This is a genomic window from Variovorax sp. SPNA7 (assembly GCF_033807855.1).
GTDB lineage: Bacteria > Pseudomonadota > Gammaproteobacteria > Burkholderiales > Burkholderiaceae_C > Variovorax > Variovorax beijingensis.
The window spans coordinates 5636075-5656671 of the sequence record NZ_CP138513.1 but is presented as its reverse complement, the minus strand read 5'-3'; the positions used below and the strand labels follow the sequence as shown (position 1 = coordinate 5656671).

General features: G+C 69.9%; 21 protein-coding genes. 15 read left to right on the top strand and 6 right to left on the bottom strand.

What is annotated here, in order from left to right; all coding sequences use genetic code 11:
* Positions 1-77: 77 nt before the first annotated feature.
* From RZE77_RS26585 to pyk, 3 genes are all read left to right on the top strand, one after another.
* Positions 78-986, top strand: a complete 909-nt coding sequence (locus tag RZE77_RS26585; RefSeq protein ID WP_319439963.1) for a LysR family transcriptional regulator — start codon at positions 78-80, stop codon at positions 984-986.
* Between the two features lie 103 nt (positions 987-1089).
* The gene (locus tag RZE77_RS26580; protein WP_319439962.1) at positions 1090-2283 is read left to right on the top strand and encodes a phosphoglycerate kinase; all 1194 of its coding nucleotides are present in this window, start codon (positions 1090-1092) and stop codon (positions 2281-2283) included.
* 84 nt (positions 2284-2367) lie between these two features.
* Positions 2368-3816: a pyruvate kinase gene (gene pyk, locus RZE77_RS26575; RefSeq protein ID WP_062364063.1), complete on the top strand. Its 1449-nt coding sequence runs from the start codon at positions 2368-2370 to the stop codon at positions 3814-3816.
* A 6-nt stretch (positions 3817-3822) separates the two neighbouring features.
* Here pyk and RZE77_RS26570 read toward each other — a convergent pair whose 3' ends face one another.
* Positions 3823-4839, bottom strand: coding sequence for a 1-aminocyclopropane-1-carboxylate deaminase (locus RZE77_RS26570; protein WP_015867838.1), 1017 nt, complete (start codon positions 4837-4839; stop codon positions 3823-3825).
* A gap of 140 nt (positions 4840-4979) precedes the next feature.
* On the opposite strand from RZE77_RS26570, the gene RZE77_RS26565 reads away from it, so the two are divergent.
* From RZE77_RS26565 to RZE77_RS26555, 3 genes are all read left to right on the top strand, one after another.
* Positions 4980-5489 carry an Lrp/AsnC family transcriptional regulator gene (locus tag RZE77_RS26565; protein WP_319439961.1) on the top strand — a complete coding sequence of 170 codons (510 nt, stop codon included), beginning with the start codon at positions 4980-4982 and terminating at the stop codon, positions 5487-5489.
* 134 nt (positions 5490-5623) lie between these two features.
* On the top strand, positions 5624-6688 hold the full coding sequence (gene fba, locus RZE77_RS26560) for a class II fructose-bisphosphate aldolase (protein WP_018905207.1): 1065 nt from the start codon (positions 5624-5626) through the stop codon (positions 6686-6688).
* A gap of 106 nt (positions 6689-6794) precedes the next feature.
* Positions 6795-7700, top strand: a complete 906-nt coding sequence (locus RZE77_RS26555) for a phosphoribosylaminoimidazolesuccinocarboxamide synthase (protein ID WP_015867835.1) — start codon at positions 6795-6797, stop codon at positions 7698-7700.
* A 24-nt stretch (positions 7701-7724) separates the two neighbouring features.
* Here RZE77_RS26555 and RZE77_RS26550 read toward each other — a convergent pair whose 3' ends face one another.
* The gene (locus RZE77_RS26550) at positions 7725-8177 is read right to left on the bottom strand and encodes an META domain-containing protein (protein ID WP_319439960.1); all 453 of its coding nucleotides are present in this window, start codon (positions 8175-8177) and stop codon (positions 7725-7727) included.
* A gap of 118 nt (positions 8178-8295) precedes the next feature.
* Positions 8296-9216, bottom strand: coding sequence for a tetratricopeptide repeat protein (locus tag RZE77_RS26545; protein WP_319439959.1), 921 nt, complete (start codon positions 9214-9216; stop codon positions 8296-8298).
* 36 nt (positions 9217-9252) lie between these two features.
* On the opposite strand from RZE77_RS26545, the gene purE reads away from it, so the two are divergent.
* Genes purE through RZE77_RS26530 form a run of 3 tightly spaced genes read left to right on the top strand, consistent with a single transcriptional unit; the run spans position 9253 to position 11992 of the window.
* A complete protein-coding gene (gene purE, locus RZE77_RS26540) occupies positions 9253-9801 on the top strand; it encodes a 5-(carboxyamino)imidazole ribonucleotide mutase (RefSeq protein WP_319439958.1) in 549 nt (182 codons plus the stop codon).
* On the top strand, positions 9798-10994 hold the full coding sequence (locus tag RZE77_RS26535) for a 5-(carboxyamino)imidazole ribonucleotide synthase (RefSeq protein WP_319439957.1): 1197 nt from the start codon (positions 9798-9800) through the stop codon (positions 10992-10994). The genes purE and RZE77_RS26535 overlap by 4 nt, the downstream gene beginning before the upstream one ends.
* On the top strand, positions 10991-11992 hold the full coding sequence (locus RZE77_RS26530; RefSeq protein ID WP_319439956.1) for an L-threonylcarbamoyladenylate synthase: 1002 nt from the start codon (positions 10991-10993) through the stop codon (positions 11990-11992). Before RZE77_RS26535 ends, RZE77_RS26530 begins: the two co-directional genes overlap by 4 nt.
* 15 nt (positions 11993-12007) lie before the next feature.
* Here RZE77_RS26530 and RZE77_RS26525 read toward each other — a convergent pair whose 3' ends face one another.
* The 3 genes from RZE77_RS26525 to RZE77_RS26515 all read right to left on the bottom strand — a co-directional run bounded on the left by RZE77_RS26525 (position 12008) and on the right by RZE77_RS26515 (position 15763).
* Entirely contained in the window at positions 12008-13594 is a 1587-nt protein-coding gene (locus tag RZE77_RS26525; protein ID WP_319439955.1) for an alpha/beta hydrolase family protein, read from the bottom strand.
* A 139-nt stretch (positions 13595-13733) separates the two neighbouring features.
* The gene (gene dacB / locus RZE77_RS26520; RefSeq protein WP_319439954.1) at positions 13734-15164 is read right to left on the bottom strand and encodes a D-alanyl-D-alanine carboxypeptidase/D-alanyl-D-alanine endopeptidase; all 1431 of its coding nucleotides are present in this window, start codon (positions 15162-15164) and stop codon (positions 13734-13736) included.
* A gap of 8 nt (positions 15165-15172) precedes the next feature.
* Positions 15173-15763: an NUDIX hydrolase gene (locus RZE77_RS26515; protein WP_319439953.1), complete on the bottom strand. Its 591-nt coding sequence runs from the start codon at positions 15761-15763 to the stop codon at positions 15173-15175.
* Between the two features lie 79 nt (positions 15764-15842).
* On the opposite strand from RZE77_RS26515, the gene RZE77_RS26510 reads away from it, so the two are divergent.
* From RZE77_RS26510 to pyrF, 6 genes are all read left to right on the top strand, one after another.
* Positions 15843-16607, top strand: coding sequence for a DeoR/GlpR family DNA-binding transcription regulator (locus RZE77_RS26510; RefSeq protein WP_319439952.1), 765 nt, complete (start codon positions 15843-15845; stop codon positions 16605-16607).
* A 77-nt stretch (positions 16608-16684) separates the two neighbouring features.
* Complete coding sequence (locus tag RZE77_RS26505) at positions 16685-17701, top strand: DMT family transporter (RefSeq protein ID WP_319439951.1); 1017 nt, start codon at positions 16685-16687, stop codon at positions 17699-17701.
* On the top strand, positions 17694-18413 hold the full coding sequence (gene tsaB, locus RZE77_RS26500) for a tRNA (adenosine(37)-N6)-threonylcarbamoyltransferase complex dimerization subunit type 1 TsaB (RefSeq protein WP_319439950.1): 720 nt from the start codon (positions 17694-17696) through the stop codon (positions 18411-18413). Before RZE77_RS26505 ends, tsaB begins: the two co-directional genes overlap by 8 nt.
* A complete protein-coding gene (gene rimI / locus RZE77_RS26495; protein ID WP_319439949.1) occupies positions 18410-18952 on the top strand; it encodes a ribosomal protein S18-alanine N-acetyltransferase in 543 nt (180 codons plus the stop codon). Before tsaB ends, rimI begins: the two co-directional genes overlap by 4 nt.
* Positions 18949-19737, top strand: a complete 789-nt coding sequence (locus RZE77_RS26490; RefSeq protein ID WP_319439948.1) for a uracil-DNA glycosylase family protein — start codon at positions 18949-18951, stop codon at positions 19735-19737. The genes rimI and RZE77_RS26490 overlap by 4 nt, the downstream gene beginning before the upstream one ends.
* A gap of 33 nt (positions 19738-19770) precedes the next feature.
* A complete protein-coding gene (pyrF, locus tag RZE77_RS26485) occupies positions 19771-20595 on the top strand; it encodes an orotidine-5'-phosphate decarboxylase (RefSeq protein WP_319439947.1) in 825 nt (274 codons plus the stop codon).
* The last annotated feature ends 2 nt before the right edge of the window (positions 20596-20597 follow it).

Sequence of the window (20597 nt, the reverse complement as noted above, 5' to 3'; positions counted from 1 at the left end):
TCCGGTGAGCCGCGATTGGGCAATGCCGCGTCTTATGATGCAATCGAAATTAATTCATCGATTGATGAAATAACCATATGAATCTGACCCTGCGCCAATTGCGCGCCTTCGCGGCCGTGGCCGAGACCGGCAGCTTCACCGCGGCCGCGCAGCAGCTGCACCTCACGCAGTCGGCGCTCAGCGTGCTGGTGCGCGAGCTCGAGCGCGAGATGGGCGTGCAGCTGCTCGACCGCCACACGCGGCGCGTGCAGCTGTCGGAGGCCGGGCGCGAGTTCCTGCCCTCGGTGCACCGGCTGCTGGCCGACCTCGCAGGCGCGGTGGCCGGCGTCACGGATTTGCGTGACAAGAAGAAAGGGCTGTTGCGGCTTGCAGCGCCGCAGCTCATGGCCTGCACGCTGATGCCGCGCGTGATCGCGCTCTACCGCGAGGCGTTCCCGGACGTCGACGTGCGCCTGGCCGACACGCTGCCCGAGCACCTGCTCGCGGGCGTGACGGCCGGCGACGTGGAGCTTGCGGTGGGGCAGGACGTGGCCGTCGACGGCGCGATCGAGCGCCGCACCCTCTTTCGCGACCGGCACTGGCTGATCTGCCCGCCCGGCCACGCCTTTGCGAAGCGCCGCAAGGTGCGCTGGCACGAACTCGGCCCCTACACCTTCATCGCGCCCACGCGCGACTTCCGCCAGCGCGTGCTGCCCGAGCTGGCGCCGGCCGAGCGCGAGCTCATGCTGCGCCCGGGCACCCAGGAGGTGTCGTACATGACCACCGCGCTCGGCATGGTGGCCTCGGGGCTCGGGCTCACGGTGTGCCCGACCTATTCGGCGTCGCTGGTGCGCGCCCACGGCCTGCAGATGGTGCGGCTCGAATCGCCCGACTTCCACCGCGAGGTCTGCATCTACAGCGCGGCGCGGCGCACCCTGTCGCCGGCCGCCGCGAGCTTCGTCGAGATCCTCGAGCGCTACGCCCGGGCGCAGCCCAGGGGCGGATGAAAAGCATCGGCGGGCCGCAACAGGCGCACAGGGCGGTGCCGGGGCCAAACCTACAATGGAAGGCGACCTGTCTTCCACCACCTCCTCCTCCTCCTCCAGATCCATGAACGTCATTCGATTCACCGACCTCTGCGCGCAGGGCAAGGCCGCCGGCCAGCGCGTCTTCATCCGTGCCGACCTCAACGTGCCGCAGGACGATGCCGGCAACATCACCGAAGACACGCGCATCCGCGCCTCGGTGCCCTGCATCCAGCTGGCGCTCGACGCCGGCGCCGCCGTGATGGTGACCTCGCATCTGGGCCGCCCGACCGAAGGCGAATTCAAGCCCGAGGACTCGCTCGCCCCGGTGGCCAAGCGCCTGGGCGAGCTGCTCGGCCGCGAAGTGCCGCTGGTCGCCAACTGGGTCGACGGCGTCGACGTCAAGCCCGGCCAGGTCGTGCTGCTCGAGAACTGCCGCGTCAACAAGGGCGAGAAGAAGAACGACGAGGCGCTCGCGCGCAAGCTCGCCGCGCTCACCGACATCTACGTGAACGACGCCTTCGGCACCGCCCACCGGGCCGAAGCCACCACCTACGGCATCGCGCAGTTCGCCAAGGTGGCCGCGGCCGGCCCGCTGCTCGCGGCCGAGATCGACGCCATCACCAAGGCGCTGGCCCAGCCCAAGCGGCCGCTGGTGGCCATCGTGGCCGGCTCCAAGGTCAGCACCAAGCTCACCATCCTCAAGAGCCTGTCGGCCAACGTCGACCAGCTGATCGTCGGCGGCGGCATCGCCAACACCTTCATGCTCGCGGCCGGCCTCAAGATCGGCAAGTCGCTGGCCGAGCCCGACCTGATCGACCAGGCCAAGGCGGTGATCGAGGCCATGCGCGCGCGCGGCGCCGACGTGCCGATCCCGGTCGACGTGGTCACGGCCAAGACCTTCGCGGCCGATGCGCCCGCCACCGTCAAGGACGCGAGCGGCGTGGCCGACGACGACCTGATCCTGGACATCGGCCCCAAGACCGCCGCGATCCTGGCCGCGCAGCTGCGCAAGGCCGGCACCATCGTCTGGAACGGCCCGGTGGGCGTGTTCGAGTTCGACGCCTTCGCGGGCGGCACCAAGGCCATCGCCCAGGCCATTGCCGAGAGCAGCGCCTTCTCGATTGCCGGCGGCGGCGACACGCTCGCGGCCATTGCCAAGTACGGCATCGAAAAGCAGGTCGGCTACATCTCGACCGGCGGCGGCGCCTTCCTCGAAGTGCTCGAGGGCAAGACGCTGCCGGCTTTCGAAATCCTCGCCAAGCGTGCCGCAGGCTGATTTTTCGCGCCCGCGCGGCGGTGCCCGCTTCCTGTTGTCACACAAAGTGTATACAGTAGCGGATACAAAATGGAGACAAGTTCAATGATCACGGATCGCCTTCCCCGCCACGCCACCAAGATCGTCGCCACGCTCGGCCCGGCGTCCAACACGCCCGAGTTGCTGGAGCAGATGATCCTGAACAAGGTCAGCGTGGTGCGGCTCAACTTCAGCCACGGCACCGCGCAGGACCACATCGACCGCGCCGCCATGGTGCGCGAGGCGGCACGCAAGACGGGCCGCGAGGTGGCGATCATGGCCGACCTGCAGGGCCCCAAGATCCGCGTCGGCAAGTTCGCGCAGGGCAAGGTCTGGCTCGAGCCGGGCGCCAAGTTCGTGCTCGACGCCTCGCGCACCGAGCCCGGCGACGCCGAGGCGGTCGGCCTCGACTACAAGGACCTGCCGCGCGACGTGCGCCCCGGCGACCGGCTGCTGCTGAACGACGGCCTCATCGTGCTCACGGTCGACGCGGTGCGCGGCGAGGCGGTGCACACCACCGTCAAGCTCGGCGGCGAGCTCTCCAACAACAAGGGCATCAACAAGCAGGGCGGCGGCCTCACGGCGCCGGCGCTCACCGCCAAGGACATGGAAGACATCAAGACCGCGATGAGCTTCCAGGCCGACTACGTGGCCGTGAGCTTTCCCAAGAACGCCACCGACATGGAAATGGCGCGCCAGCTGTGCAACGTGGCCGCGGCCGAGTACGGCCACAAGCCGGGCCTGATCGCCAAGATCGAGCGCGCTGAGGCCATTCCCAAGCTGGAAGAGATCCTGCGCGCGAGCGACGGCATCATGGTGGCGCGCGGCGACTTGGCCGTGGAAGTGGGCAATGCCGCCGTGCCGGCGCTGCAGAAGAAGATGATCCGCATGGCGCGCGACATGGACAAGGTGGTGATCACCGCGACCCAGATGATGGAGTCGATGATCACCAACCCGGTGCCCACGCGCGCCGAGGTGAGCGACGTGGCCAACGCCGTGCTCGACGGCACCGACGCCGTGATGCTCTCGGCCGAAACCGCCTCGGGCCGCTACCCGCTCGAGACGGTGCAGGAGATGAGCCGCATCTGCGAAGCCGCCGAAGCGGCCGAGGACAAGACGCTCGACGCCGACTTCAGCGGCAAGACCTACAGCCGCATCGACCAGTCGATTGCGATGGGCGCGCTGTTCACGGCCCACCACCTGGGCGCCAAGGCCATCGTGGCGCTCACCGAATCGGGCTCCACGCCGCTGTGGATGAGCCGCCACCGCGCGCACATCCCGATGTACGCGCTGACCTCGCGCCTGGCCACGCAGCGCAGGATGGCGCTCTACCGCAACGTGCGTCCGCTGCTGATGGATTCGGAGAGCGACCGCGACACCGCGCTCGAGCAGGCCGAAGCCCACCTGAAGAAGCGCGGCATCGTGCAGACCGGCGACGTCTACGCCATCACCTGCGGCGAGCCGATGGGTGCCCCAGGCGGCACCAACATGCTGAAAATCTGCCGCGCGAGCTGAGCCCGCTCAGCCGTTCCTGAACAGGAAGCTGTAGGCGTTGAGGGCGGGCACGCCGCCCAGGTGCGCATAGAGCACCTTCGAGCCGGCCGGGAATTCGCCCAGGCGCACCTTCTCGATCATCCCGTGCATCGACTTGCCCTCGTACACAGGGTCGGTCAGCATGCCTTCGAGCCGCGCGCAGAGGCGGATCGATTCCAGCGTGCCTTCGTTGGGCAGGCCGTATTCGGGGCCGCCGAAGCGGCGGTCGAGCACCACGTCCTTGTCGGTGATGTCGCGGCCCAGCTCGACCAGCTCGGCCGTGCCCTTGGCAATGCGCACGATCTGCGCGAAGGTCTGCTCGGGCTTGGCCGAGGCGTCGATGCCGATCACGCGGTCGGCCCGGCCGTCGGCCGCAAAGCCCACCACCATGCCGGCCTGCGTGCTGCCCGTGACCGAGCAGGTCACGATGTAGTCGAACTTGAAGCCCAGCTCGGCCTCCTGCTGCCGCACTTCCTCGGCAAAGCCGACGAAGCCCAGGCCGCCGCGCGGATGCTCCGAGCAGCCGGCCGGAATCGGAAAGGGCTTGCCGCCGGCCTTGCGCACGTCGGCCATGGCTTCTTCCCAGCTCTTGCGGATGCCGATGTCGAAGCCCGCGCTGTCCAGCCGCACGTCGGCGCCCATGATGCGCGACATCTCGATGTTGCCGACCCGGTCGTACACCGCATCGGAATAGTTGACCCAGTTCTCCTGCACCAGCACGCACTTCAGGCCCAGGTGCGCGGCCACTGCCGCCACCTGGCGCGTCTGGTTCGACTGGATGCCGCCGATCGACACCAGCGTGTCGTAGCCGCCCTCGAGCGCCTCGGGAATCAGGTATTCGAGCTTGCGCGTCTTGTTGCCGCCGAAGGCCAGGCCGCTGTTGCAGTCCTCGCGCTTGGCGTAGAGCTCGACCTCGCCGCCCAGGTGGGCGCTCAGGCGCTTGAGCGGATGGATCGGCGTCGGGCCGAAGGTGAGCGCGTGGCGGGGGAATTTCTTCAGGTTCATCGGTGCTGCTCCAACAGAAAAGGGATGCCATCGATCGTAGGAAGAAGCCGCCGAAACGTGCTTGCAAACTTTGGTGGAATTTCGGCGCAAAAAAAGACAAGATCGGGGGAATCAGAGGTTTTTGATTCGAAAACACCACAATGAGCACAACAAAGTTGCGTAGCACGCCGGCGCAGGCGGCCGAAGCGGCGGCGGAGCTCGACCGCACCGATCGCGCGATCCTGCGCGCCCTGCAGCGCGACGCCTCGGTGTCAAACGTGGCGCTGGCCGCCAAGGTCAACCTGAGCGCGCCCGCCTGCCTGCGCCGCGTGGAGCGGCTCAAGGCTGCGGGACTCATCAAGGGCATCGTCGCGCTGCTCGATGCCCAGGCGCTCGAGCTCGGCATGCTGGTGATGATCGGCGTGGTGCTCGACCGCTCCACGCCCGATTCCTTCGCCGATTTCGAGAAGGCCGCGCAAAAGGTCTCGGGCTGCCTCGAATGCCACGTGGTCACGGGCGAGTTCGACTACTTCATGCTCGTGCGAACGCGCGACAACGACAGCTTCAACCGCCTGCATGCCGAGCAGCTGCTGTACCTGCCGGGCGTGCGGCAGATCCGGACCTTCGTGGTGCTCAAGCAGGTGCTGTCGACCACGCAGCTGCCCATCTAGGGGCGCCTGCGGCTGCGCGCCGGAGGGCCTGCGGCCCCTGTCAGTGCCGTCCCACAAGGGGGCTCGATAGAATTGGGGCAGTTTTCTTTCGTCTTTCCGCCTTCTTTTTTCCCTATTTCCGCGAGGTATTTCCCATGGCACTCGTCTCGATGCGCGAACTGCTGGACCACGCAGCCGCCAACGGCTACGGCATTCCGGCCTTCAACGTCAACAACCTCGAACAGGTCCAGGCCGTGATGGAGGCCGCCAAGGAAACCGGCGCGCCCGTCATCCTGCAGGCCAGCGCCGGTGCCCGCAAATACGCCGGCGAAGCCTTCATCAAGCACCTGATCCAGGCCGCGATCGAGCAGTACCCGAACATCCCGCTGGTCATGCACCAGGACCACGGCCAGAACCCGGACGTCTGCAAGGGCGCCATCGACCTGGGCTTCAGCTCGGTCATGATGGACGGCTCGCTCGAGGCCGACGGCAAGACCATTGCCAGCTACGACTACAACGTGGACGTCACCAAGAAGGTGTCGGACATGGCCCACCGCCTGGGCGTGACCGTCGAAGGCGAGCTCGGCTGCCTGGGCTCGCTCGAGACCATGAAGGGCGACAAGGAAGACGGCCACGGCACCGACGACACCATGACGCGCGAGCAGCTGCTGACCGATCCCGAGCAGGCCGCCGACTTCGTCAAGCGCACCCAGATCGACGCGCTGGCCATTGCCATCGGCACCAGCCACGGCGCCTACAAGTTCACGCGCGAGCCCACCGGCGACATCCTGGCGATCGACCGCATCAAGGAAATCCACCGCCGCATTCCCAACACCCACCTGGTGATGCACGGCTCGTCGAGCGTGCCGCAGGAGCTGCTGGCCATCATTCGCCAGTACGGCGGCAACATGAAGGAAACCTACGGCGTGCCCGTGAAGGAAATCCAGGAAGCCATCAAGCACGGCGTGCGCAAGATCAACATCGACACCGACATCCGCCTGGCCATGACCGGCGCGGTGCGCAAGTTCCTGGCCGAGAACCCCGAGAAGTTCGACGCCCGCGAATGGCTCAAGCCCGCGCGCGAGGCCGCCAGGCTGATCTGCAAGCAGCGCTACATCGAGTTCGGCTGCGAAGGCCAGGGCGCCAAGATCAAGGGCGACACGCTGCAGGTCGTCGCCGCCAAGTACGCCAAGGGCGAACTCGCGCAAGAAGTGGTCTGAAGACAAACTTTTTCCGCGATTCGCAGGCCACCGTTCGCGGTGGCTTTTTTCTGCGCGCACAATCCGTTTTCCCCCGTCACCCGTTTCCGCACAGCAGCACCGTCCCATGACCACTGTCCACACCTCTTCCATCCAGAGCCTGCCCCTGCTTGCGCGCGGCAAGGTGCGAGACAACTACGCCGTCGGCGAAGACCGCATCCTGATGGTCGCGAGCGACCGGCTCAGCGCCTTCGACGTGATCATGGGCGAGCCGATTCCGGGCAAGGGCGAGATCCTCACGCAGATGGCGCTGTGGTGGTTCGACCGCCTCGGCCAGCTGTGCCCCAACCACCTGACGGGCGAAGCGCCCGAGAGCGTGGTCACGCCCGAAGAGGTGCCGCAGGTCACCGGCCGCTCGATGCTGGTCAAGCGCCTCACGCCGATCCCGGTCGAGGCCGTGGTGCGCGGCTACCTGGCCGGCAGCGGCTGGAAGGAATACCAGGAAAGCCGCTCGGTCTGCGGCGTGCCGCTGCCCGAAGGGCTCACCAACGCGAGCAAGCTGCCGCGCCCGATCTTCACGCCCGCCGCCAAGGCCGCGGCCGGCGAGCACGACGAGAACATCAGCTACGACCGCGTGGTCGAGATCGTCGGCCCCAAGCTGGCGCAGCAGATCCGCGAGACCAGCCTGGAGATCTACGAAACCGCCGCGCAGATCGCGCTGGGCAAGGGAATGATCATTGCCGACACCAAGTTCGAGTTCGGGCTGGATGAGGCCGGCACGCTGGTGCTGATGGACGAGGTGCTCACGCCCGACAGCTCGCGCTACTGGCCGGTCGAGGGCTACCAGGCCGCGCTGGCCGCGGGCGCCAATCCGCCGAGCTACGACAAGCAGTTCGTGCGGGACTGGCTCGAAGCCACCAAGATCAACGGCAAGCCCTGGGACAAGACCCCGCCGGCGCCGCGCCTGCCGGCCGAGGTCATCGAAAAGACCGCGGCCAAGTACCGCGAAGCGCTGGAGCGCCTCACCGGCTGAGGAAAAAGGAAGCGGCGGGCCGCTTCAGCGGCTCGCCGAGTTCAGCGTGGCCACGGTGCGCCCGCTCGCGTCGAGCAGCGCGAGCCGCCCCGGGCCGGCCAGGCGGTAGGTCGCGGTGGTCTGCAGCGCCGAGATGAATTGCGCCTCGTTGGCGCCGCGCACCGGATCCGCGCAGGCCATGCGCGTCGAGGCCAGCTGGCCGATGCGCAGCGTGATGCCGCTGCGCGTGAACGATCCCGAAACGCGGTTGCAGCCGCCCGTTCCGCTGACGCGCCCGCTGCTGCGGTCGAACTGGATCTGCGCTTCGCCGCCGGGCGGCACGGGCTCGTTGCCCAGCTGCACCAGGCGCCAGACCGGGCCTTCGATCGGCTCGTCGAGGCTGATGCCGCTGCCGCAGCCGACCAGGGCGGCGGCCATCAGTGCGGTCGCGAAAACGGAAAGCGCGATGCGGGCGCGGTGGCGGGCGGAAAAGCGCATGGCCGGTGTGTCCTTCTTCTCAATTGCAACAAGTTGAATCGCCGCCATCGTATGCGAGGCCGCCCCGGCTCGCCAAGATGCGTGCGCCTGCCGCAATTGGCCGTGCTGCCGGTTCAGCTCAGCTCAGCACCACGCTGCTGAGCCGGCGGCGGTAGGTGGCCACCACCGGATCGTCCGGCGGAATCTGGCCGTCCGCCACTTTCACCTTGGGCGGCTCGATCAGGTCGAGGATCGCGATGTAGGTCTTGCGCGCGAGCTCCTCGTTCCAGGCCTTGTCGCGCATCAGGATCTCGAGCAGCTCGTCCATCGCATCGGTCCAGCGCTGCTCGGCCATCAGCAGACGGGCGCGGCCGAAGCGGGCGTCGAAGTCGCGCTTGGCGGCGGCGATCTTCGCGTTGAACCCGGCCATGGCGGGCGCGGCGCCCGACACCGGCGCCGCAAAATCGATGGCGTCCATCCAGCGCTGCAGCGAATCGAAGCGGCGCACCAGCGTGGTTTTGGCGATCACCGGCGCGAACGCCACCTTGGCATCGTCGATGCGGCCCATCTGCAGCAGCAGCTTGATGTAGTCGAAGCGCGCGTCGTCGTTGGCCGGGTCGGTCGCCACCGCATGCTGCAGCCGCTCGAGCGCGCCCTCGGTGTCGCCTTCGGCCAGCGCTTCCTGGGCCGCGGCCTCCTGGGAGGCGGCTTCGAGCTGCTCGGCGGCGGGCACGTGCTTGTCGAGGAATTCGCGGATCTTGTCGGCCGGAATGGCGCCGACGAAGCCGTCGACCGGCTGGCCGTCCTTGAACATCACGCAGAACGGGATGCTGCGCACGCCGAACATTTCGGACAGCTGCGACGAGATCTGGGGCACCTTGTCGGCGTCCAGCTTGGCCAGCGTGAAGCGCCCGGCGTACTCGGTTTCGAGCTTTTCGAGCACCGGGCCGAGCTGCTTGCACGGTCCGCACCATTCGGCCCAGATGTCGAGCAGCACCGGCGTGGCGACCGAGCCTTCGATCAGTTCAGCCTGAAAATTTTCGAGAGTGATGTCGATCATCGGGAACAACTGGGGGTGAAACGTAAAATTGGAACCATGAACGAAACCATTCAGGTCGGTGTAGTGATGGGCTCGAACTCCGATTGGGAGACGATGCGCAACGCGGTCGAGATTCTCCAGCAATTCGGGATCCAGCACGAAGCGAAGGTGGTCTCGGCCCACCGGATGCCCGATGCGCTCTTCGCGTACGCCGAAAGCGCCGCCGGGCGCGGGCTCGCCGCGATCATCGCGGGCGCGGGCGGCGCCGCCCACCTGCCGGGCATGCTGGCCGCCAAGACCACGGTGCCGGTGCTCGGCGTGCCGGTGGCCAGCCGCCACCTGCAGGGCGTCGATTCGCTCTACAGCATCGTGCAGATGCCCAAGGGCGTGCCGGTGGCCACCTTTGCCATCGGCAATGCGGGGGCGGCCAATGCGGCGCTGTTTGCGGTGGCGATGCTGGCGGTGAACGACCCGGCGCTGCGGACCCGGCTCGATGCCTTCCGCGCCGCGCAGACCGCCGCGGCCGAGGCCATGACGCTGCCGCCGCCGGTGGCAGATGCCGCCGCCGTGTCGCCGTTCTCGCCCCAGGGCGGGGGTGCGCTGTGAACAACAACGGCAACGGCCTTCCCATTCTTCCCGGCGCCACGCTCGGCGTGCTCGGCGGCGGCCAGCTGGGCCGCATGTTCGCCCATGCCGCCCAGCGCATGGGCTATTTCACGGCCGTGCTCGACCCCGACGCCGACAGCCCCGCCGGCCGCGTGAGCCACCACCACATCCACACCGACTACGCCGACATCGACGGCCTCGCGCGCCTCGCGGGCCTGGCCGATGCGGTCACGACCGAGTTCGAGAACGTGCCGGCGCCCTCGCTGGAGAAGCTCTCGGTGGCCCGGCCCGTGGCGCCCGACGCGGGCGCCATCGCCATCGCACAGGACCGGATCGCCGAAAAGGCCCATTTCACGCGCTGCGGCGTGGCCTGCGCGCCTTATGCGGTCATCGAGACCGCGGCCCAGCTCGCCGCCGCCTCCGATGCGCTGCTGCCCGGCATCCTCAAGACCGCGCGCCTGGGCTACGACGGCAAGGGCCAGCAGCGCGTGTCCACGCGCGCCGAACTGGTCGACGCCTGGCAGGCCGCGGGCTGCGTGCCCTGCGTGCTCGAAAAGCTGCTGCCGCTCGAATTCGAATGCTCGGTGATCGTCGCGCGCGGCCGCGACGGGCAGCTGGTGCACTTTCCGCCGCAGCGCAACCTGCACCGCGACGGCATCCTGGCCGTGACCGAGGTGCATGCGCAGAACATGCCCAAGACCGTGGCGCAGGCCGCCGTCAACTCGGCCAAGAGCATTGCCACCGGGCTGGACTACGTGGGCGTGCTGTGCGTGGAGTTCTTCGCGCTGGCCGACGGCTCGCTGGTGGTGAACGAAATGGCGCCCCGGCCGCACAACAGCGGCCACTACACCATGGAAGCCTGCGACGTCTCGCAGTTCGAGCTGCAGGTGCGCACCCTGGCGGGCCTGCCGCTGGCCGCGCCGCGCCAGCACAGCCCGGCGATCATGCTGAACCTGCTGGGCGACCTGTGGTTCACCGCGGGCGGCGACAAGCCGGTGGCGCCACGCTGGAGCGAAGTGCTTGCGCTGCCCGGCGTGCACCTGCATCTCTACGGCAAGATCGAACCGCGCCGCGGCCGCAAGATGGGCCACCTGACGCTCACCGGCGCCACGCTCGAAAATGTGCGCGCCGCGGCCTCCCAGGCCGCCACCGTGCTCGGCCTGCCGGCGCTGTCGGCGGCCGACTTCGCATGATCCTCGACGGCCAATCCCCCGAAGCCATTGCCGAGGCCGTGCGCGTGCTGCGCGCGGGCGGGCTGGTCGCGTTCCCGACCGAGACCGTCTACGGCCTGGGCGCCGATGCCACCAGCGACATGGCGGTGGCCGGCATCTTCAAGGCCAAGGGCCGGCCGGCCGACCATCCGCTGATCGTCCACGTGGCGGCCGGCATCAAGGGCACCGAGGCGCTGTCGCGCTTCGCGCAGCCGCTGCCGCCCTTCGCGCAGAAGCTGGTGCAGGCCTTCTGGCCCGGCCCGCTGACGCTGATCGTCACGCGCCAGCCCGGCGTGGCGGCCGCGGCCGCCGGCGGGCAGGACACCATCGGCCTGCGCTGCCCTTCGCATCCGGTCGCGCAGGCCCTGCTCGAGGCCTGCGCCGAGCAGGGCGTGCCGGGCCTCGCGGGTCCGAGCGCCAACCGCTTCGGCCGCGTGAGCCCCACCACTGCGCAGCATGTGCATGACGAGTTCGGCGATGCGCTGACGGTGATCGACGGCGGCGCCTGCGAGGTGGGCATCGAGTCGACCATCGTCGACTGCAGCCGCGGCGCGCCCGTGCTGCTACGCCCGGGCCTGATCACGCGCGCGCAGATCGAGGCCGCCGCGGGCGAGCGCCTGAGCAACCGCGAGGTGCTCGAGACGCCCGATCCGCGCGCCTCCGGCACGCTCGAGGCGCACTACGCGCCGAACGCCAAGCTGCGGCTGATGGATGCCAAGGCCATCCAGGCCGGCCTCGACGTGCTCGGCCCGGGCGCGGCCCACATCGCGGTGTGGACGCGCACCGAGGTGCGCAGCCATTCCCAGCGCGTGCTGCAGCGGCGCATGCCGGACGACGCGGCGGCGAGCGCGCACCAGCTGTTCGCAATGCTGCGCGAGTTCGATGCCGAGGGCGTCAAGCTGATCTGGGTCGAGACGCCGCCCGACACGCCCGAATGGGAAGGCGTGCGCGACCGCCTGCATCGGGCGTCCATGGGCTGATTCCCAAGCCCTTCGCTAGCCGCCGGCGGCCAGCACGCCCTGGAAGAAGCCTCGCGCCGAGGCCAGGCAGAACGGCGGCGCCAGGGTGCCGTGGTAGGCCAGGGTGACGGCCTGCCGCTTGTCGGCGTCGCTGCCGGGGGTGTTCTGCGCAAGGGTGCTCTTGGCCTGCGCGAAGCCGGCGCGCGCGGCGGAATAGGAGTCGGTGGCGCCCGAATCCTCGAGGTCGACCACTGTCAGCGCCGCGGCAGGCATGCCGCGGGCGCGGAAGTAGCCGGCGGTGGCGCGGGTGCTCAGGAAGTTCACGGTCGGATCGCTGGCGCCGCCGCACATGAGCACCGGCCGCGTCGGCAGCCAGGTGCGCAGGTCGTTGGCGCGCGCCGCCTTGCGAAAGCCCACGGCGGGCCGGCAATCGAGCGGCGAGGTCGTGCTCAGCGAGGCGGCCGTGGCGGGCAGCGCATTGCCGGGGCAGGGATTCGCCTGGATGTCGCCGGCCGCCTGCGTCAGGTAGCTCTGGCGGATCAGGTTGTTGGCGCCGTAGAAGATCGACAGCTCCGGGCTCACCGGCCCCGGCGTCGCACCCGCAGGAAAGAGCGCGAGCGGCGGCAGCTTGCCGTTGGCATACAGCGTGGCGATGGGCGTCGGGCTCGGCAGCAGGGTGTCGATGCCGGTGGCGTACTGCGACTCGTAGATATCGCCGGTGCTGCCGTAGACATCGCCGAACTGCTGCTGCCAGCTGGCCGAGAGCAGCGGCACGAACAGCGTGCTGCCGAGCGCCGGCCAGCCCACGAAGGTGTAGTCCGCCAGCAGGCCGATGGCCGAGGGTGCGGAGAGCGGCGCCGATGCCGTCACCGCCCGGCCCGTGGCCTGCATCTCGCGGTGCGCCGCCAGCGCCACGTAGCCGCCCTGCGAGTAGCCGGTGATCAGCAGCGAGCCCGCGTCCGTGGCGCTGATGCCCGCGAAGGTCTTGCGCGCCGCGGTGAGCGCATCCACCATGTCCTTGCCCTGCTGGTCGCCGTTCAGATAGGGGTGGTAGGCCAGCGTCGACTTGTCGTAGCCCGCGTAGTTGGGCGCCACCACGATATAGCCCTGGGCCGCGAACATGGCCGCGACCGTCAGGCCTTCGCCGGCGGCCGGCTGGGTGGAGTCGGTCCACCTGGCAAGGTTGTAGTTGCGCGCGGCCGTGGTGCCGTGCGCATACAGCACCACCGGGCGCGGCCCGTTGCAGGCCACGTCGGCGCCGGAAGGCAGCATGATCGCGGCGGTCGCGTTGGTCGCTTCGTTCTTGCCGCCAATGGTGCGGTATTCGAGATAGCGCACCTCGACCCCGCACCTGGGCGTGCCGGCCACCTGCAGCAGGGCCCTGCCCTGGTCGGTAGCCTGGAGGCTGGTGCGGAACTGGTCGGCCGAGAGCTTGGCGGTCTGCTCGGGCGGGTCCGTGACGACCGTGCCGCGGCCAGTGTCGCCGGCCGGCGGCGGAAAGCCGATGCCGATACCGCCGCCCCCTCCACCACCGCCGCCGCAGGCCGCCAGCAGCAGCGTGGCGCTGGCCAGAGCTGCAATCTTGTGCAGCGGAGTGGGGAGTTGTCGTTGCGGCTTTTTCAAGGCGTGGCTCCTGCGTGTTGTTTGTTCGCTGCTTGTCGTCGGATCGAACGGGCGTCCGATTCTGTGCAGCGCCACGGCCGCGCGCAAGCGGCGCGTCTACCAGCAGACGTTTTCAGTACACGGCCGCGGCCGATGGCCGTCAGTTGTCCTGCGAAGCCCAGTCGACCAGCGCGTCGAACGCGGCGCGCGCGGCGCCGGCGTTCTCGCCGTTGGCGATGGCCACCAGCACGTAGCGGCGGCCGCTTGCACCGTGCACATAGCCGGCCACGCCGGCCGCATCGCGCAGCGAGCCGGTCTTCAGGTGGGCCGCGCCGCCCGAGCGCAGCGTGCGCTTCCTGAGCGTGCCATCCACCCCCATGGCGGGCAGCGAGGACACCAGCTCCGGCATCAGCGGCGAGCGCCAGGCCACCTGCAGCATCCGGCCGAGCGCCGCGGCGCTGATGCGTTCGTCGCGCGACAGGCCCGAGCCGTTGTCGAACACCGGCGGCGCCTCGCCGGTGCCGATGCGCTCGCGCCACCACTGGCCCAGCGCACTGCGCGAGGCCTCGAAGCTGCCGCGGTTCTTCTGCGTGAGCCCGAGCGTGAGGAACAGCTGCTGCGCCATCACGTTGTTGCTGTACTTGTTGATGTCGCGTACCACCTCCGCCAGCGGCGGCGAGCCGAACTCGAACGCCGGCCTGAGCCCGGCCGGCACGCGGCCGTCGCGCATCTGGCCGCCGACCCGCCCGCCCATCTCGGCCCACATGCCGCCGATGGCGCGCAGGCCGTAGGTGCGCGGATCGGCATAGGCCACGGCCCAGCTCTTTTCGCCGCAGGAGGCCGGCAGGGCGCCCAGGAAGCGGATGCGGTTCGGGTCGCTGAAGTCGGGCTTGATCGCCGCGCGCCAGTCGCCGCATTCGCCGGGCGCGAGCGCCACCGTGGGCTGCATCGACACGCTGGCGAGCGGCGGTTCGTAGCTCACGCGCGCCTGCTGGCCGCCGCGCTCGGGCGTGAAGACCATGTTGACCGACTTGAAGTTGACCAGCAGCGCCTCGGGCGAGGCGTTGTAGGGCCGCAGCGGCTCGCCGTCGAAGGCGGCTGGGTCGTTCTCGATCGCGCTGTCGAAGGCGCTGCGGTCCAGCACGATGTCGCCGCTCACGGTGGTGATGCCCAGGCCCTGCACGCGCCGCAGCAGCAGCCAGGCGCGCTCCAGCACCAGCTTGGGATCGCCCTGGCCCTTGATGTAGAGGTTGCCGTTGAGCACGCCGTTGCTCACGGTGCCGTCGGCATACACCGGCGTGCTCCAGCTGTAGGCCGGCCCGAGCAGGTCGAGCGCGGCATAGGTGGTGACCAGCTTCATGATCGACGCCGGGTTCACCGGCACCTGCGTGCGCCAGGCCAGGCGCGGCGGGCGCAGGCCGTCGGCATCGGCCACCAGCATCGTCACCGAATCGCGCGGCACCTTGGCGCGCGCGAGGGCGGTCTCCACTTCGCCTGGAAAGACCTGCTGTGCAAGGGCGCCCGGAATGGACAGGGCGGTGAAGGAAAGCGCGCAGGCGGTGCGCAGCGAGAAGAGACGAAGAAGACGCATCGTGCCGATTATCTCGGCGGAAAAACATGCAGTTGCGCGTGATACAGCAGCATCACGGTCTTGGCGTCGGCGATGCGCCCGTCCGCCACCATGGCCAGCGCTTCGTCGATGCCGAGCTCGAGCACCTCGATGTCCTCGCCCTCCTCGGCCAGGCCGCCGCCGTCGCCGATGCGCATCGATGGCTCGTATTCGGCCACGAAGAAATGCAGCTTCTCGGTCACCGAACCCGGGCTCATGAAGGCTTCGAGGACCTTCTGCACTGCGCCCAGGCGATAGCCCAGTTCTTCTTCCACCTCGGCGCGGATGCGCGCCTCGGGCGCCGCGTTGTCCAGCAGGCCGGCCGCCGCCTCGATCAGCAGGTCGTCATGCCCGTTGACGAAGGCCGGGTAGCGGAACTGCCGCGTCAGCAGCACCGTGCGCTGCGCGAGGTTATAGGGCAGCAGCGTGGCGCCGTTGCCGCGGTCGTAGGTCTCGCGGTGCATGCGCTGCCACTGGCCGTCGTTGCGCCGCCAGTCGAAGGCGGTGGTCTTGAGCGTGTACCAGTTGTCGGAAAGCAGGGTGACTTCGTGCACCCGGACGCGGTCGTGGAGGGTCGTCATGGCGCGCAGCTTATGCGCAAATTCGTGCATAAACAAGAAAATTCGTGCAATCCGCGGCCCTGCCCGCTACCATCGCCCGATGCTCACCCGCCAGCGCAAGCAACACATCCTCTCGGTCCTGCAGCGCGACGGCAACGTCGTCGCCAAGTCGCTCAGCGAGGAGCTGGCGCTGTCGGAAGACACCATCCGGCGCGACCTGCGCGAGCTGGCCGCCGAGGGGTTGTTGCAGCGCGTGCACGGCGGCGCGCTGCCGGTCGCCAGGGCCGAAGCCGACTTCGCGGGCCGCCTGCAGCTCGCAACCGCGGAGAAGGTGGCCATCGGCCGCGCCGCGGCACGGCTGGTGCGGCCCGGACAGGTGGTCCTGATCGATGGCGGCACCACGGCCGTGCAAATGGCGCGGCACCTGCCGGCCGGCCTGCGCGCCACCGTGGTCACGCACAGCCCGTCGGTGGCGGTCGAGCTGGCGGGCCATGCCGGCATCGAGGTGGTGCTGATCGGCGGGCGGCTGTTCAGGCATTCGATGGTGGCGGTGGGCGCCGCGGCCATGGACGCCATCTCGCGCGTCCACGCCGACACCTGCTTCCTGGGCGTGACCGGCGTGCATGCCGAGGCGGGCCTCACCACCGGCGACGTCGAGGAGGCCGCGATCAAGCGCGCGCTCATGGCGGCCGCGGCCGAGACGGTGGTGCTGGCCTCGTCGGAAAAGATCGGCGCGGCCTCGGCCTGGGTCATCCAGCCGGTCTCGGCCGCCACCAGCCTGCTGGTGTCGCCGGAGGCATCCGCCGCCGCGCTGGCACCGTTGCGCAAGGCCGGGCTCGCCATCCTGCGCAGCGACGGCGGCTGAGCGCGCCCGCCCGCCTGCCGATTCGATTCATTCGCCCCTGGCCGGCGCGGCCGCGGCCTGCCCTGGATAATCGGGGGATGCCCGCCCCGCCCCGTTTCTCGCCCCGCACGATCGGCATCGGCGCGGCCGTGGTCACCGTGCTGGTCTGGACCGCCTTCATCGTGATCGCCCGGGCTTCGGCCGCACGCTCGCTCACCCCGTTGGACCTGGCGCTCGCGCGCATCTGCGGTGCCAGCCTGGTGCTGGTGCCCTGGGGCGCCTGGATGGTCATGAAGGGCCTGCGGCAGAAAGACGGCGCCGCGTCGTCGTTGTTCGGGCTGTCGCCGCTGTCGCTGCGCCTCACGGCCGGCGCAGGCATCTTCGGCGGCGTGGCCTACGCCCTGCTGGCCTACAGCGGCTTCTTCTTCGCGCCCGCGGGCCATGCCGCGGTGCTGATGCCCGGCAGCCTGCCGCTGTGGACCACGCTGCTGGCCGCGCTGGTGCTGCGCGACCGCATCACGCCGGGCCGCGCCTTCGGCCTCGCGCTGATCGTGGCCGGCGACCTGGTGGTCGGCGGGCGCAGCCTGCTGCATGCCTTCGATGGCGGCGAGGTCTGGAAGGGCGACCTGTTCTTCATGGCCGCGGCCTTCTGCTGGGCCTGCTACAGCGTGGTGGCGCGCCGCCACGGGCTGGACGCCGTGCGCGCGACCATCGCCATCACCGTGTTCGCGCTGCTGGCCTACGTTCCGGTCTACGGCCTGCTGGTGGCGGGCGGCGCCGTCGTGAGCCACATCGGCACCGCGCCCTGGGGCGAGGTGGCGTTCCAGATGCTGTTCCAGGGCGTCGGCTCGGTCGTCGTCTCGGGCATCACCTTCACGAAGATGATCCAGTACTTCGGGCCGGTGCGCAGCACCATGATCACGGCCCTGGTGCCCGGCCTCTCGGCCTTCGGCGCGGTGATCTGGCTCGACGAGCCGCTTTACTGGAACCTGATCGCCGGCCTGCTGCTGGTGACCGCCGGCATCCTGTTCGGCGTGCAGAAAACATCGGCCGGCGGCCGCGCCGCCCCGCGGCCCGCAGTGCCGGCCACCGCCACGGGGTGCCGCGATGCCTAAGCTTTTGGCTTTCGACACCAGCACCGAGCACCTGTCGGTGGCGGTGCGCCACGGCGAGCGCCTGGTCACGCACAGCGGGGTTGGCGGCGCGCAGGCGTCGAGCACGCTGATCCCGCTCATCCTGCAACTGCTGGCCGAGGCCGGGCTCGAACTGGCCGCGCTCGATGCCATCGCCTTCGGCCGCGGGCCGGGCTCCTTCACGGGCCTGCGCACCGCCTGCTCGGTGGCGCAGGGCCTGGCTTTCGGCGCCGGCGTGCCGCTGCTGCCGGTCGACACGCTGCTGGCCGTGGCCGAGGAGGCGCGCCATGCCTTCGGCGCACGCCAGGTGGTGGCGGTGCTCGACGCGCGCATGGACCAGCTCTATGCGGCGCACTACGACTTCGACGGTGCGGGCGTGCCGGGCGGCGCGGACGGCGAGCCGCTGCTGCTCGCGCCCGAGGCGCTCGAAGTGCCCGCCGGCTGGTCCCTTGCCGGCAACGCCTTTGCCGCCTACGGCGCCCGCCTGGCCCCGGCCGCGGCGCGCCACGAAGTGCTGCCCACGGCCACCGCCATGCTGCGGCTGGCGCCCGCGCTGCTGGCCGCGGGACGCACGGTGGATGCGGCACATGCCTGGCCGCTCTATGTTCGCGATAAAGTGGCGCAAACCACCGATGAGCGCGCTGCCATCAAGGCGGCCGCGCTGGCGGTTCCACCTGTTGCCAACTCACCATGAGCGCCGTCCTCCAGCCCGTCGAAGCCCGCCTCGAGCCGCTCACCGTCGAGCGGCTCGATGCCGTCTGCGCGGTCGAGCAGACGGCCTACAGCCATCCGTGGACGCGGGCCAACTTCATCGATTCGATGGCGGTCGGCTACCACTGCCAATGCCTGCTGGCCCCGGTTTCGCGGCCCGACCTGGGCACGCCGCTCACCAGCCTCGGCGAGACGCTGATCGGCTACTTCGTCGCCATGAAGGGCGTGGACGAGGTGCACCTGCTCAACATCACCGTGGCGCCGGTCTTCCAGCGCCAGGGCTGGGCGCCGCTGATGCTCGAGGCGCTGACCGGCTGGTCGCGCGCGCAGGGCGCGCAGTGGCTCTGGCTCGAGGTGCGCCAGAGCAACCGGCGCGCGCTCGACATCTACATGCGCCAGGGTTTCCGCAGCGTCGGCGTGCGCAAGGGCTACTACCCGGCGCACGAAGGCAAGCGCGAGGACGCGGTCGTCATGAGCCTGCGATTGAACGAATCAGGCTCTGCCTGGGGAGCCTTGCGATGAACGCGGTACAGACACTGAAGCTCGACGCCCGCCGGCGCGCGATGCTCGACGAGATGGGCGTGAAGGTCTGGTGGCCGATGCCCGAAGTTGCCGAAGCGGCGCCCGCGGCCATGGAAGCGGCTGCGGTGGCCGAGCCGCCGCCCGCCCCCGCCGTCCGCGAGCGCGCGCCCTCCGTGGCCGAGGTGCCGGCCGCCCCGGCCGCAAGGCCCGCAGCCGCACCGGCCCCCGCGGCGCGCCCCACCGCGCCCGCGCTGCTCGCACAGGGCGCCGCCGTGCTGGTCGATACGCCGCGCCGCCTCTACGCCGAGGCCGCCGCCGAAGCGGCGCAAGGCGGCTGGCTGGTGGTGGCCGACATGCCGCCCGAAGCCGACGGCCGCCACGGCGAGCCCTTTGCGGGCGATGCCGGCAAGCTGCTCGACAACATGCTGCGCGCGCTCCAACTGCACGACGGCAGGACGCCGGTGTACCTGATGCGCACGCACCGCGGCGTGGGCGCCGGCCAGCCCGGCAGCCCGCGTCCGATGGACGAGGCGTTCGCGGAACATGCCGCCGCGCTGGCGCCGAGCCTGGTGCTCGCCATGGGCCCGCTGGCCGCCCAGAGCCTGATGCAAAGCACCGATCCGCTCGGCAAGCTGCGCGGCCGCGCGGTGCCGCTGCCCTCGGCCAGCGGCGTGCCGGTGGTGGCCACCTACCACCCCGCGTACCTGCTGCGAAACCCCGCCGACAAGGCCCGCGCCTGGGCCGATCTCTGCCTGGCCGCTGAACAGCAAACACCGTCGAACTAGGGGCCGGCGGGCGGGTCCTTAAAATCGGACTCCATGACTTTCCTCGACAAGCTGGCCACCGCACAGCAAACAAACGGTTCGTTGCTCTGCGTGGGGCTCGATCCGGAGCCAGCCAAGTTCCCGGGGCAGCTCAAGGGCGACGCCAGCCGCATCTATGACTTCTGCGCGCGCATCGTCGATGCGACGGCCGGGCTGGTCATCGCCTTCAAGCCGCAGATCGCCTATTTCGCGGCCCACCGCGCCGAAGCCCAGCTCGAACAACTGATGGAGCACATGCGCCGCAATGCGCCCGGCGTGCCCGTGATCCTGGACGCCAAGCGCGGCGACATCGGCTCCACGGCCGAGCAGTACGCCATCGAGGCCTTCGAGCGCTACGGCGCCGACGCCGTGACCCTGTCGCCCTTCATGGGCTTCGACTCGGTGGCGCCCTACCTCAAGCACCAGGGCAAGGGCGCCTTCCTGCTCTGCCGCACCAGCAACCCCGGCGGCTCCGACCTGCAGGGCCAGCGCCTGGCGGGCATCGAGGGCCAGCCCTTCCTCTACGAGCACGTCGCCCGGCTGGCGCAGGGCCCGTGGAACCTCAACGGCCAGCTCGGCCTCGTGGTGGGCGCGACCTACCCGGCCGAGATCGAGCGCGTGCGCGAGCTCGCGCCGACGGTGCCGCTGCTGATTCCGGGCGTCGGCGCCCAGGGCGGCGATGCGGTGGCCACGGTGCGCGCCGGCTGGCGCCCCGATGCGCCGATCATCGTGAACTCGTCGCGCGCCATCATCTACGCCTCCTCGGGCGACGACTTTGCTGCTGCGGCGGAGAACGCCGCACGTAGCACCCGCGACGCGCTCGAAGCTGCGAAGCCCTGAGA

Coding starts and splice junctions, on each gene's coding strand:
- tsaB (WP_319439950.1), top strand. CDS start 17,694: ATGCCTAAGCTTTTGGCTTTCGACACCAGCACCGAGCACCTGTCGGTG.
- RZE77_RS26530 (WP_319439956.1), top strand. CDS start 10,991: ATGATCCTCGACGGCCAATCCCCCGAAGCCATTGCCGAGGCCGTGCGC.
- fba (WP_018905207.1), top strand. CDS start 5,624: ATGGCACTCGTCTCGATGCGCGAACTGCTGGACCACGCAGCCGCCAAC.
- RZE77_RS26580 (WP_319439962.1), top strand. CDS start 1,090: ATGAACGTCATTCGATTCACCGACCTCTGCGCGCAGGGCAAGGCCGCC.
- RZE77_RS26515 (WP_319439953.1), bottom strand. CDS start 15,763: ATGACGACCCTCCACGACCGCGTCCGGGTGCACGAAGTCACCCTGCTT.
- RZE77_RS26565 (WP_319439961.1), top strand. CDS start 4,980: ATGAGCACAACAAAGTTGCGTAGCACGCCGGCGCAGGCGGCCGAAGCG.
- RZE77_RS26550 (WP_319439960.1), bottom strand. CDS start 8,177: ATGCGCTTTTCCGCCCGCCACCGCGCCCGCATCGCGCTTTCCGTTTTC.
- RZE77_RS26570 (WP_015867838.1), bottom strand. CDS start 4,839: ATGAACCTGAAGAAATTCCCCCGCCACGCGCTCACCTTCGGCCCGACG.
- rimI (WP_319439949.1), top strand. CDS start 18,410: ATGAGCGCCGTCCTCCAGCCCGTCGAAGCCCGCCTCGAGCCGCTCACC.
- pyk (WP_062364063.1), top strand. CDS start 2,368: ATGATCACGGATCGCCTTCCCCGCCACGCCACCAAGATCGTCGCCACG.
- RZE77_RS26510 (WP_319439952.1), top strand. CDS start 15,843: ATGCTCACCCGCCAGCGCAAGCAACACATCCTCTCGGTCCTGCAGCGC.
- RZE77_RS26505 (WP_319439951.1), top strand. CDS start 16,685: ATGCCCGCCCCGCCCCGTTTCTCGCCCCGCACGATCGGCATCGGCGCG.
- RZE77_RS26490 (WP_319439948.1), top strand. CDS start 18,949: ATGAACGCGGTACAGACACTGAAGCTCGACGCCCGCCGGCGCGCGATG.
- pyrF (WP_319439947.1), top strand. CDS start 19,771: ATGACTTTCCTCGACAAGCTGGCCACCGCACAGCAAACAAACGGTTCG.
- purE (WP_319439958.1), top strand. CDS start 9,253: ATGAACGAAACCATTCAGGTCGGTGTAGTGATGGGCTCGAACTCCGAT.
- RZE77_RS26545 (WP_319439959.1), bottom strand. CDS start 9,216: ATGATCGACATCACTCTCGAAAATTTTCAGGCTGAACTGATCGAAGGC.
- RZE77_RS26585 (WP_319439963.1), top strand. CDS start 78: ATGAATCTGACCCTGCGCCAATTGCGCGCCTTCGCGGCCGTGGCCGAG.
- RZE77_RS26555 (WP_015867835.1), top strand. CDS start 6,795: ATGACCACTGTCCACACCTCTTCCATCCAGAGCCTGCCCCTGCTTGCG.
- dacB (WP_319439954.1), bottom strand. CDS start 15,164: ATGCGTCTTCTTCGTCTCTTCTCGCTGCGCACCGCCTGCGCGCTTTCC.